This is a genomic window from Lactobacillus helsingborgensis, assembly GCF_003173695.1.
In the GTDB taxonomy this organism is placed as follows: domain Bacteria; phylum Bacillota; class Bacilli; order Lactobacillales; family Lactobacillaceae; genus Lactobacillus; species Lactobacillus helsingborgensis.
In genome coordinates this window covers 802,388-815,069 of record NZ_CP029544.1, presented here as the reverse complement: position 1 = coordinate 815,069, position 12,682 = coordinate 802,388, and the positions used below count along the sequence as shown (strand labels likewise).

Genomic DNA, 12,682 nt, shown 5'->3' with positions numbered 1-12,682 from the left:
AAAAAGAAAATGGAATGTAACTTTAAGATGAATTTAAAATAATTGCCGCTCACGCAGACTTAAATACTGTCCCTTACCTACAATGAAATGATCCAAAAAATCAATATGAAATAAGTCTGCTGCTGCCTGCAGCATTTTAGTTAATTCAATATCACTGCTAGATGGAATCAAATTGCCACTAGGATGATTATGAACAATAAATATCCCTGCACATGCATATATCACAGCCCAACGGAATATATCCCGCGGATGAGCTATTGACTTATCCAAAGTTCCCTGAAACAATCTTTTTTCAGCAATAATGTGATTACTATTATCTATATATAGTGCCCACAGTTCTTCTTGTTTGTGTCCAGCTAATTTATCAGTCAAGTATGCTCCCACTTCGTTACTTGAAGTCATGATTAAATCACGGTCAGGAACTGCTGCTCGTATTCTTTCCAGTAATCCTTCAGCTAAAATAGCTAAGTCATCATTACATTGGCTGCCAGAGATATATTTTAGCAATTCATCAAAGTTTTTGATATTAAGTTCTTTAAGCTTCACAGCAAGTTGATCAAACTTTGTTATTCCCAGTTCTTTTAATTCATTGACAAAATCATTTAAAATTTCCCAGTCAGTTTTTACCAAATAGTGTTTAGATTTTATTAATTCCATAAAACCATCCTTTCACTATTTAAGTACGCTAAAATCTAATAAATTTTTTTCAAAAACTGGTAAAAATCCTGACAGACAAAGGTCGCTTTTTGCTTATCTTTGGCAGACGCAGGAATTAAGTCGGGAACCATCACACACTTTAAACCGGCATTAACAGCAGCCAATAAGCCTGGCACTGAATCTTCAAAAGCCAAAATGTTTTCTTTTGCCACATTGAGTCTGTCTGCAGCTAAAAGATAAATATCAGGTGCTGGTTTGGGTTTGACCTTGTTTTTCTGCACATCGTCATAATTTAAGTGAAATTGAAAATAATTGCGTGCTCCAGTTGCCCACAAATTATGTTCAACCACATCTTCAGTGTTACTAGTTACAACTGCCATTGGTAAGCCAGCTTGTTGAAATAGATCAAGGGCTTTTTGTACACCGGGTCTTAATTTCAACTTACCCTCATCTGTCCATTGCCACACCAGTTCGTCTGTGCGTTTAATGAATTGATCGCGCTGCTCGGTATTCGCAAAATATTGTAAGTAAAAGTCATTCATATCTGTGTTAGTAGAACCTACAAGCTTAAGGTAGATATCATCAGGTGTACCTATATGTGCCTCTTTTGCCGCCTGAATATTCGCCTGCCAATATAAATTTTCCGAGTTTACCAATAAGCCATCCATATCAAAAAGAATGCCTTTAATATCTTCTTTAATTCCGTGAACGTGCATTATGTTTCTCCCTTTGCAAAACTTCCCCCACTAAATAAAAAGAACCAGTTACTAGCAGTATATCATTTGTTTGACTTGCTTGCTTTAGATTTAGATAGGAAGTTTGCCAATCAGAAAAGTAAGGGTATCTTTCTTGAACCCAGGCGGGAAAATCATCTTGCTTGGCTGCTCGTGGATAGTTGATAGTAGTCAAATAGACCTGATCCGTCGGTTTAAATAAATCAAAAACCTGTGCAATATCTTTATCTTTCATCATCATGATCAAAATCCTAATTTGACCGTGTCTTTTTTCTTGTTCATGATGAGCAAAATCAAGCAAATTGTGAACAGCCTGAATATTATGAGCACCATCTAAAATTATTAACGGATTATTTTGCAGGACTTGGTAGCGCCCGGGAACAACAGTGTGATTAATAGCATCTTGAATGTCACTTGCAGACAAAGTTAGATCTAGCAAACTAAATGCTTGAACCGCAACGCCGATATCATAACCTTCAACTAGTGGTTTAGGTAAAAATGATATTTTTTGAGAATGATCTTTATAAAGCAATTGTTTTTCGTCTGAAACCGTGAAATCCCGTCCCAGCAATTTAACAGTTGCATGTTCTGATTTAGCCTTCTGCTCTATGATAGGCAGCACTTTTTGAGGAATATTACCTAAAATAACGGGACGATTTTTCTTAATCACCCCGCTCTTTTCGCGGGCAATATCTTCAATTGTCGGACCAATTATTTTTTCGTGATCTAATCCGACAGTAGTAATGACACTGATTTCAGGTGTAATTACATTAGTTTTATCATGTTCTCCCCCAATTCCAACTTCAATCACCGCATAATCACATTTTTCCAATGAAAAATAAATAAAGGCCATTACCACTTCATATTCAAAAGTAACTAAAGAAAATTGACTATCTATTTGGCGGATTGCTGTTAAAGCTGCCTCTACAGTATTAGCGACTTCCACTAATTTGTTATCACTAATGTTTTGACCATTTAGTTGAATACGTTCATTAAATTCAAACACGTACGGAGAAACAAAAAGACCAGTCTTTTGACCGGCCTTTTGCAGTAGACTACTTAAATAATAAGAAGTTGAGCCTTTACCATTTGTGCCCGTAACGTGAATAGTTTTTATTTGGTCTTGCGGATTGCCCAAAAAGGCTAGAACCCTTTTAATATAAGATAAATCTGCCTTATCGTGCAGTTTAGGAAGTGAGTATAAATAATTAATCACATCTTGAGCTTTAGTAAAAGTCACGTTATTCACTCTTCTTTAATTCTTGAATTCTTTCCTGAACGCTTTGAAGTTGATTTTCGTAATCAGCTTTTTTCGCTTTTTCTTTATTTATCACAGCTTCAGGAGCATGTGCGACAAAGCCTTGATTACTTAGTTTCTTAGTTGAACGTTCAACTTCAGCTTGCAGATCTTTTTCTTCTTTGGTCATGCGCTTGATCTCGTCTGCAATATTGACTAAATCAGCTAACGGAACAAAGATCTGTGCGCCTGAAATTACGGCAGTTTTAGCAAGTTTTGGTGCAGCAATTTGAGTTGAAATGGTTAATTCTTTTGGATGCAAAAAGTTCTTAACGTAATCTTCATTGTCAGTTAAAATTCTTTCATTCTTTGCGTCTTCTAATTGAATCATAATGTCAATTGAAGAAGACAACGGAGCATTTACTTCCATACGAATATTACGTACTGCCTTAATGATTTCAATTAAGAAAGCCATGTCATGACGAGCTGGTTCATTTTCAAACTCAGCATGTGGTTCAGGATATTTGGCAACCATAATTGATTCACCATCGTGTGGCATGGACAACCATAATTTTTCTGTCACGAATGGCATAATCGGATGAAGCAAGCGTAAGATCTGATCAAGAATCCAAATCAAATTATCTTGTTTTCTGGTTTTTAATTCCTGATTATCACCATTTAAAGCAACTTTAGCCATTTCAATGTACCAGTCACAGAAGTCATTCCAAATAAAGTTGTATAATTCTCGACCAGCTTCACCAAATTGATAATCATCAAATAAACGAGTTACTTCGCTAACAGTGTGATTTAAGCGATCGAATATCCAGCTGTCAGACAAATCAAACTCACTAGTATCAGGCATGTGAGCAGCTTGTGCATCTTCTGGTAAATTCATAATCACAAATCTAGCGGCATTCCAAATCTTGTTGATGAAGTTCCAAGCAGATGCTAGTTGCTTAGGATTATAACGAGTATCTTGTCCTGGGGCTGTACCATTGAGCAAGAACCAGCGTAAAGCATCAGCACCGTATTGGTCAATGACATCCATTGGGTCTACCCCATTACCCAGAGATTTACTCATTTTACGTCCCTGTTCATCACGAATCAGGCCATGAAGAACCACATCATTAAATGGCCTTTCATGTGTAAAATGCAAGCTCTGGAAAATCATTCGTGAAACCCAGAAAAAGATAATATCATAACCGGTAACTAAGGCATTGGTTGGGAAGTAACGCTTAAAATCAGCAGAATTTTCATCAGGCCAGCCTAAAGTTGAGAATGGCCATAAAGCACTGGAGAACCATGTGTCTAAAACATCTGGATCTTGTTTCCAGTTTTCAATGTCCTTGGGAGCATCTTCGCCAACATACATTTCACCAGTCTTTTTATTGTACCAAGCAGGAATCCGGTGCCCCCACCATAATTGGCGTGAAATTACCCAGTCATGAACATCCTCCATCCAGTGATCTAAGGTTTGTTCAAATCTTTTTGGTACAAAATTAACCTTGCCAGCAGTCTTCTGATTTGCTAAAACTTTGTCAGCAAGTGGTTTCATCTTAACGAACCATTGTGTTGACAAACGCGGTTCAACTTGAACACCAGAACGTTCTGAATGTCCAACCGAGTGCACAATCGGCTTAACTTTAAGCAAATAACCCTGTTCTTTCAGGTCTTTAACTAATGCTTTACGACATGCAAAACGATCCATGCCCTCATATTTACCGGCATTTTCGTTCATTGTACCGTCGTCATTCATGACGTTAATCCGTTTTAAGTGATGACGATTGCCAACCAAAAAGTCGTTAGGATCATGAGCAGGAGTGATTTTAACTAACCCGGTACCAAATTCTGGATCAACATGTTGATCTTCAATAATTGGGATATGACGACCAACAATTGGCAAAATTAATTCTTTACCGACAAGGTCTTTATAGCGTTCATCACCGGGTGCCACGGCAACCGCAGTATCACCAAACATAGTTTCAGGACGAGTAGTTGCGATTTCGACAAATCCAGAACCATCCGCAAACGGATATTTAATGTGGTAAAAGGCGCCCTTATCGTCTTGGTGAATAACTTCAATATCACTTAAAGCAGTTTGCAATTCGGGGTCCCAATTAATAATGTATTCCCCGCGATAAATTAAACCTTCATTATATAATTGGACAAAGACGCGGCGAACAGCCTTAGATAATCCCTTGTCTAAAGTAAAACGTTCACGTGAATAGTCTAATGATAGCCCTAGTTTAGCCCATTGGCTTTTAATAATAGCGGCATATTCATCTTTCCAATCCCAAACCTGTTTAACAAAGGCTTCACGACCCATTTCATGACGATCTTTACCTTGTTTACGCAACTTTGCTTCGACTTTAGCTTGAGTTGCAATCCCGGCATGATCCATTCCTGGTAAATACAAAGTGTCATAGCCTTGCATTCTTTTAAACCTGATTAAAGTGTCTTGAATTGCTGTGTCCCAAGCGTGTCCTAAATGAAGCTTACCAGTAACGTTTGGTGGTGGAATAACAATTGAATATGGATGTGCCTTTTTATCTCCAGACGGTTTAAACAAATCTTGATCAAGCCATTTTTGATATCTACCCTGTTCGACCTCACGTGGGTCATATTTTGGCGCTAAATCTGTCATAATTCTCCTCCCAATAAAAAAGTCCTAGACATAATGTCTAGGACGATATGATTAACCGCGGTACCACCTAAGATTAAGCAGAACTACTTCTGCTTCTCTTAAAAATGATAACGGCATATTTACCGGGCCAGCTTACTTTAAGTTCAGCCAACCAGTCCAATCAAGCTACAAATTAACCTTCATTCGGCTTTTCACCAACCATGAGCCTTTCTCTATCTATAAGGTTAATACCTCTCAATTATTGCTTTGCAGGTATTATAACACTTTTTTTATAGCAGTGCAGCATCTTCTGCCGCTTTATCTGCTAAAAACTTGTCATCAGGATAAATTGCTGTAACTTGAATACCTGCTAAAGCTCTTTCTATTAACCCTTCTACATCCAAACGGTTTTCAAATTCCCGGGCCTTATCAATTCTAGGTTTGGTTTTTGGGCGTGGTGGCGCAAAGATAGTGCAGCAATCTTCAAATGGCTGAATTGACAGGTCAAAAGTACCAATCTTTTCAGCTAAACGGATAATCTCTGTTTTGTCCATTGTAGCAACCGGCCTAACAACAGGCGTCGTTGTAACATCATTAATTGCGGCCATTGATTCTAAAGTTTGTGAAGCTACTTGTCCGACGGACTCACCGTTAAAAATAGCTAGTCCTTTTCTTTGGGCTCTAATTTTATCAGCTAATTGCAGCATAAACCTCCGCTGAACAGTCATTAAGTAGCCTTCAGGGATTTTTTCTTTAATAGTTTCTTGAATTTCCGCAAAAGGTACAGCAATGAAATTGATTTTCCCTGCATAATTAGCCAAGATACCGGTTAATTCTTTAGCCTTATTTAGCGCCTTTTCTGTAGTATATGGCGGACTATAAAAGTGAACCATATCAATATCAACGCCACGTTTTAAAGCTAAGTATGAAGCAACCGGTGAATCAATACCACCTGAGAGCATCATGACAGCACGCCCGCCTGTACCAACGGGCATACCGCCAGCCCCATGAAGCAATTGATTAGAAATATAAACGGCATCCTTACGCACCTCAATTCTGAGGATTAGATCAGGATGTTTCATTTCTACCTTCAAATCACTCATGTGGGCAAAAAGGTAGTCACCTACCATTTTATTTAATTCATTGGTATCGTATAAAAATTGGTGGTCGCTGCGTCTGGTATTAACTTTAAAAGTCATTCCCTTTTTGAAAGTTTCGTTCATTAAAGAAAGCGATGTCTTTTCAATTGCTTCTAATGTCTTTTCAACTTTAATGGTAGGTGAATAAGTCTGAATGCCGAAAACCTTTTTCAGCCGTTGATCTACTTCCTTAAAAGGAGCATCGTTTAAAACTATGTGCATCCGATCATGACGCGGATGAATTTCAACTTGCGGAAAATCGCGCAGCACTTTAGTGACATTACCGGCTAAGCGACCGATAAAATCTTTGCGGTTTTTTCCTTTCGTTGAAAGTTCACCATAACGAACCATTATTTCAGTATATTTCATCTAATTTTATTCTCCTAAATGATTAATTGTGGCAAAGTGCCGGTAAATCTGATCAAAGACTTTAATAAATTCATCAGCTTCTGCAAGAGTGTTAGTTTCATCAAAACTAAGGCGAATAGCGCTGGTTGCAACTTTATTGTCAATGTGCATTGCCACTAATGTGCTAGCCTCATCAACTTTAGTCGAGGCACAAGCAGAAGTCGTTGAAGTGTAAATATCATGTTCTTCCAGTGTATGAACTAGCGTTTCGCCCCTGATCCCTTCAAGTGCAAAACATAAAATATGCGGTGCAAAGTCAGCAGAAACAGGTGAAAAAATAGTTATTCCCGGTTTATCTTGTAAGTACGCCGTAATTTTATTCTTAATAGCAGCTTCTTTTTGAGCTTTAGCTGTTTCATTTTCTAACAGAAGTCGGATAGCTTTAGCCATTCCTGCAATTGCCGGCAAATTTTCGGTACCCGACCGCAGCCCTTTTTCCTGACCACCCCCATCATGAAGTGGTGCGAGCATTTTTCCTTCTTTTTTGTAAAGAATACCCGTACCTCTTGGAGCATGAAATTTATGAGCAGACAAACTGGAAAAATCCACGCGGGGAGTAAAAACACGCTGCCAAATATTTTTACCTAAAGCTTGGACGTTATCAACATGAAAACTGACTGTCGGATAATTAGTTAACAAATCACTAATTTCATCAATAGGCTGAATAGTTCCAATCTCATTATTAACACCCATAATTGATACCAAAGTAGTGTCAGAATCCAGTGCATTACGCAAATCATTAACGTTAACGCGCCCTTCTTTGTCAACTGGCAGGTGAGTTACCCGAAAACCCAGGTATTCTAAAGCATTAAAAGCATTAGCGACGGAGGCATGTTCAACACTTGAAGTAATGAGGTGTTTACCAAATTCACGTTTTTGAAAAGCAGTCCCTTTTATTGCCCAATTGTTCGCTTCGGTACCACCTGATGTAAAAAATATTTCATCCTGTTTAACCTTTAAAAGTGCAGCAATTTGCTTACGTGAACTTTCTAAAAGTTGAAAAGCACGGTCACCCAATTTATGTAAACTGGAGGGATTGCCCCAAATAGTTTGCGCAACTTGATCATAGGTTGCTAAAACAGAAGGGTCAATCTTGGTCGTGGCACTATTATCGAAGTATATCAAAAGTTTCTCTCCCCCAAAGCACTACATGATTAGCTATTAACTTATAAATTGTAACTTAAATTAACTAAAGCTTCAATTATTAATGCAGCTGCACTAAAAAAGCTTTAAAATCATTTGTTAATCTTAAAGCTTGATAATTATAATTGGTAACTAAAGTATAATCAATTGTTTTTCTTATCTGAATAATACAAGTTTTCTAGACGCTGATATGAACCTGGTTCGACTTTTTCAATAGCAGTCGCAATCGTATCAAGAGCATCTTTATAATTGAATTCTTCTTCATAAAGTTGCATTGCCTTTTTCTGAGCAGCTTTAATTGATCCATTATTTGAATATTTATTTGAATATTGCAAGGTGAGCTGAACTAAGTCCGCAGAATTGATAATATCGTCTGACTCTCGTTTTAACCTTTCAACGTCATCAGAAATTTGAATTAATTCCTGTGAAATCTTTTCCATATTTAATCGCACTTGACTTAACTCTTTAGCCACATGCCCAATTTCATTGACGACTAGCGTATACATCTGGACAAAGGCATCGGGGTTCCCCGGCAGCTTTTTACGTTCCAAACGCCGATAAACCAGAGAAACTTCCTGCTTGAAACGGTTGATTGAATCATTAGCCACATTTTCAGAATCATATAACCCGTCAACATCTTGCGCCATTTTTTTCTGTTGCGCACTAATTTCGCGTAACCGGTCCAGCATACTTAACCACGACGATTTAATTGCAGAATATACTCCTTTACCATCAGCCACATTCTGTGTATCAACCGTATATTGCCGCTCCATATCATTAACTTCTTGTTCTAATTGCCTACTGGTAGCTAATTCATTATGCGTTAATTCATAACTTTCATCAATATGGCGTAATTTAGCGACCAAATTCTTAGACTCTACTTGTTCATGAGCCAATAATCGTTGGATTTTCTCCTGGTTTTCCTCTACAAATGGACGTGCCTTGTATTCTTTAATCAAAACGTCGTACAAGGCCGATATTTCTTGTTTGATTTTTGCAATTTCTTTATTCAAAGCAGAAATCTTTAATTCGGTTAATAATTTGCCAGCATCGGTAACTTGACCACGGACTTTCTTAATTTCGGCTAAAACATCAAGCTGGGTAATATAAAACTTGGAAGACATCATCTTTTTATATGTATCAGATAATTCATCTAATTGATCTTGAAATACCTGATCAAGTTGATGCCTTGCCTCTCTGACTTGGGGTAAAAGACAGCCTACATTTGCCAAAGCAGCTTTAATTTTTGAAAGAATACGTTTTGCTTCTACCTGATCGCCTTGAGCAGTTAAACTCTTAGCTTCGGAAAAGTCATTTTCCATTGTTGTCAGTTCATTTTCAATTTGATCAAGGGCAGAACCATATTCAAAAGAATCAGCAAGTACATTTTTGCGCAGGTCTTTATACTGATTAAATAAGTCATCATATTGCTTTTGGTTTTCTCTATTTGATTCGAGCAGTTCAGTGAAAACTTCCTTAGTATTTTTCGCATCATCATAAGTTTGCGTCATAATTTCCTGAGCTTGTTTGATGTTTTTGTGCGCTTTAAATAAATGATAATGCGCATTTTGGTCGGCTGCTTGTTCGAGAAAAGTCTGCGCTGCAGGTATTTTTTCAGTTGCTGCCTGCGTATAATTCTTGCGCCATGTAGTCAAAGTAGTCAGACTCTCACCTGCTAAATCCATTTTATCCAGATTAATTATATCTGTTTCCAAATGCATTTTTTCTATTTCTGAGATCTGGTCGTCCAATTCCAAAATTTCCCGCAATTGACGACGATTGACTACTATCATAAGTACTACAATTATAATAATGATTAAACTTGCTATGATTACAACTATGGATTGAGCTGGTGACATAATTTTCCTCCAAAACTAACCCAATTATAACAAATTTCTGTATTATTGTGGGTATGAGTTTTCTTTACCGGCAAAAATAATCCAATTCTGCCGAGAAAATTTAGTTACTATTCATAAATACACTCTAGTTTTAAAGGGAAATTGTTTAGTATGAGAGCTAACTAAAACTGGTTTTTCTTCCTATTAAATAAAGTAAACAATGTTTTCCTTGCTTTAATACACTGAGACAACTATAATATAGAGCGTGTAAAATATTTGCAGCTATAAGTGGCAAGAACGTCAACATCTTAATACGTTTTAGTGAACGAGTAACCGACGCTGCAATAGGCGAAAATGAAAATTAAGATGCACGAATGTTAAACTTATACGTAACTATTTTACTCCAAAAACTGTTATCAGATTTTATTGGAGGATTTTATGTCAAGATATACAGGTCCAAGTTGGAAACGTTCTAGAAGATTAGGAATTTCACTTTCAGGTACAGGCAAGGAAATTAGTCGTCGTAACTATGCTCCTGGTCAACATGGTCCTAATTCACGTGGTCGTTTATCAGAATACGGCGAGCAATTGCACGAAAAGCAAAAGCTACGTTGGATGTACGGTTTAAACGAACGTCAATTTAGAACTTTGTTTACACGTGCCGGCAAGATCCGTGAAGGTGAACACGGTACTAACTTCATGGCTTTACTTGAGTGCCGCTTAGACAGTCTTGTTTATCGTTTAGGTTTTGCTACTACTAGAGAACAAGCTAGACAACTAGTTAACCACGGTCACATTACTGTTGACGGCAAGCGTGTTGATATTCCATCTTACGAAGTTAAGGCTGGTCAAGTCATTGGCCTCAAAGAAAAGTCAAAGAACTTGCAACAAGTTAAGGATGCGCTTGAAGCAGTTGTATCCCGCCCATCTTTTGTTTCATTTGATGATAACAAAATGGAAGGTTCACTTGTTCGTCTCCCAGAACGTGATGAAATGGAACCAGAAATTAACGAAGCTTTAGTTGTTGAATACTACAACAAGTTACTTTAATTTCCACATTTTACAAAACCCCTTTCCTGCTTGGAGAGGGGTTTTTGCTACCCGAAAGGAGAGCTACTGATGACTGAAGATTTAAATACCAGAGTATCGAACGCTGCTCAAGGGATTACCCCGCAAACAAGACCTGATGAACGAAGAAGATTTTTAGGTTCCCTTCGCGAACGGGTTTTAGTTAGAATGACTAATACAGAAGTACAAGATCCCAAATTAACTAAACTATTCTTATTACACTTTAAAGATTATACAGGGTACAACATACTAATAAATGGCAATTTGCATGATAATTTTGTGGATCAAGTAGAAACTTATTGTAGTAAATATGAGATTGCTTTTACTATTGTTAACAACGAGACTGCTAAAACTGGTCCGGATGATTCAGCCATTTTAGTAGTAGCACCGACCGCAATTAACAAGATGCGGATTGAAATTGATCAGGTATATCCGCCGGAAATGCCTAAAACCCAGCTTAGCAATACTAATCAAAAAAAGGCTGGCTTTTGGCACCGGCTTTTTCACGGAGACAATTAAATGAAGCCATTAGCTTACAGAATGAGACCACAAAATTTAGATGAAGTTGTTGGTCAACAACATTTAATCGGTCCAGGTAAAATTATTCGCCGAATGGTTGAAGCCAGGATGCTGTCATCTATGATACTCTATGGTCCCCCTGGCATCGGCAAAACCAGTATTGCCAGTGCAATTGCCGGTTCAACCAAGTATGCTTTTCGCCAGCTTAATGCGGCAACAGATAGTAAAAAGCAGTTAGAACAAGTGGCGGCAGAAGGAAAACTCAGTGGCACAGTTATATTATTATTAGATGAAATTCACCGTTTAGACAAAACTAAACAGGATTTTCTCTTGCCATTGTTAGAATCTGGACAAATTATTTTGATTGGTGCAACAACTGAAAATCCGTATATAGCTATCTCTCCTGCTATTCGTTCCCGGTGCCAAATTTTCGAGCTTAAGCCTCTTGCTGCAGAAGACATCAGTAAAGCAATTGATCGTGCTTTAACTGATGATAAAAACGGATTGGGAAAATACCAGGTCAATTTAACACATGATGCTAGAAATCTTTTAGTGCAAAAAGGCAATGGTGATTTGCGTGCAACTCTAAACGGACTTGAATTAGCTGTGCGTTCAACAAAGCAAGAGCTGATTGCAGCTGGTAAAACTGAAACCGAAAGCCTGACTATTAACCAAGACGAAATGGCAAATTCGATTCAGATGCGTAGCCAAAACTTTGATGCCAAAGGTGACGGCCACTATGATTTAGTATCTGCTTTTCAAAAGTCAATTCGCGGTTCTGATACTGATGCAGCCTTACATTATTTAGCGAGATTAATTGAATCAGGTGATCTAGTAGCAATTTGCCGGCGCCTAAGCGTGATAGCTTATGAAGATATTGGGCTGGCTAATCCAGCCGCTGTTCAGCATACTCAAGTTGCTATTCAAGCTGCCAAGAATCTCGGATTTCCTGAGGCCAGAATACCTCTAGCTAACGCAGTCATTGAGTTAGCAATATCTCCTAAGAGTAATAGTGCAATTAGTGCGATTGATGCTGCCTTGCAGGATGTCAGACATAAGGATTATGGCAGCATACCAGCAGACTTAAAAGATGCCCATTATTCCGGAGCCAAAAAATTAGGTCATGGCAAGGGCTATATTTACCCTCACTCTTTTGCAAATGATTGGGTAGCCCAACAATATTTACCAGATAAATTAGTGGGTAAACAATATTTCCAGCCTAAGGGCAATTCTAAAATTGAAAAGGGCTTAAAAAAGCAGTACGAAACCTTGCATGAATTACAAAAAAATGGTTTAAAGAAAAAATAAACGAATTC

At 37.8% G+C, this 12,682-nt stretch carries 10 protein-coding genes; 3 read left to right on the top strand and 7 right to left on the bottom strand.

Features of this window, described 5'->3' with window-relative positions:
* Positions 1-33: 33 nt before the first annotated feature.
* From DLD54_RS03860 to ezrA, 7 genes are all read right to left on the bottom strand, one after another.
* Positions 34-657, bottom strand: coding sequence for a JAB domain-containing protein (locus DLD54_RS03860; RefSeq protein ID WP_109918297.1), 624 nt, complete (start codon positions 655-657; stop codon positions 34-36).
* Between the two features lie 35 nt (positions 658-692).
* Positions 693-1,373 (bottom strand): HAD family hydrolase, encoded by a 681-nt coding sequence (locus tag DLD54_RS03855; RefSeq protein WP_109918296.1) that lies wholly within the window; start codon positions 1,371-1,373, stop codon positions 693-695.
* The gene (locus DLD54_RS03850) at positions 1,354-2,631 is read right to left on the bottom strand and encodes a bifunctional folylpolyglutamate synthase/dihydrofolate synthase (protein WP_109918295.1); all 1,278 of its coding nucleotides are present in this window, start codon (positions 2,629-2,631) and stop codon (positions 1,354-1,356) included. Before DLD54_RS03850 ends, DLD54_RS03855 begins: the two co-directional genes overlap by 20 nt.
* A 1-nt stretch (position 2,632) precedes the next feature.
* Positions 2,633-5,272, bottom strand: a complete 2,640-nt coding sequence (locus DLD54_RS03845; protein ID WP_109918294.1) for a valine--tRNA ligase — start codon at positions 5,270-5,272, stop codon at positions 2,633-2,635.
* Positions 5,273-5,541: 269 nt separating this feature from the next.
* Entirely contained in the window at positions 5,542-6,759 is a 1,218-nt protein-coding gene (thiI, locus tag DLD54_RS03840; RefSeq protein WP_109918293.1) for a tRNA uracil 4-sulfurtransferase ThiI, read from the bottom strand.
* 6 nt (positions 6,760-6,765) lie between these two features.
* A complete protein-coding gene (locus DLD54_RS03835; RefSeq protein WP_109918292.1) occupies positions 6,766-7,923 on the bottom strand; it encodes a cysteine desulfurase family protein in 1,158 nt (385 codons plus the stop codon).
* Between the two features lie 161 nt (positions 7,924-8,084).
* Positions 8,085-9,800 (bottom strand): septation ring formation regulator EzrA, encoded by a 1,716-nt coding sequence (gene ezrA, locus DLD54_RS03830; RefSeq protein ID WP_109918291.1) that lies wholly within the window; start codon positions 9,798-9,800, stop codon positions 8,085-8,087.
* Positions 9,801-10,217: 417 nt separating this feature from the next.
* Between ezrA and rpsD the strand changes: the two genes are divergently transcribed.
* The 3 genes from rpsD to DLD54_RS03815 all read left to right on the top strand — a co-directional run bounded on the left by rpsD (position 10,218) and on the right by DLD54_RS03815 (position 12,674).
* Entirely contained in the window at positions 10,218-10,829 is a 612-nt protein-coding gene (gene rpsD, locus DLD54_RS03825; protein ID WP_046327029.1) for a 30S ribosomal protein S4, read from the top strand.
* A gap of 69 nt (positions 10,830-10,898) precedes the next feature.
* On the top strand, positions 10,899-11,366 hold the full coding sequence (locus DLD54_RS03820; protein ID WP_109918290.1) for a YueI family protein: 468 nt from the start codon (positions 10,899-10,901) through the stop codon (positions 11,364-11,366).
* Complete coding sequence (locus DLD54_RS03815; RefSeq protein WP_109918289.1) at positions 11,367-12,674, top strand: replication-associated recombination protein A; 1,308 nt, start codon at positions 11,367-11,369, stop codon at positions 12,672-12,674.
* Positions 12,675-12,682 lie beyond the last annotated feature (8 nt).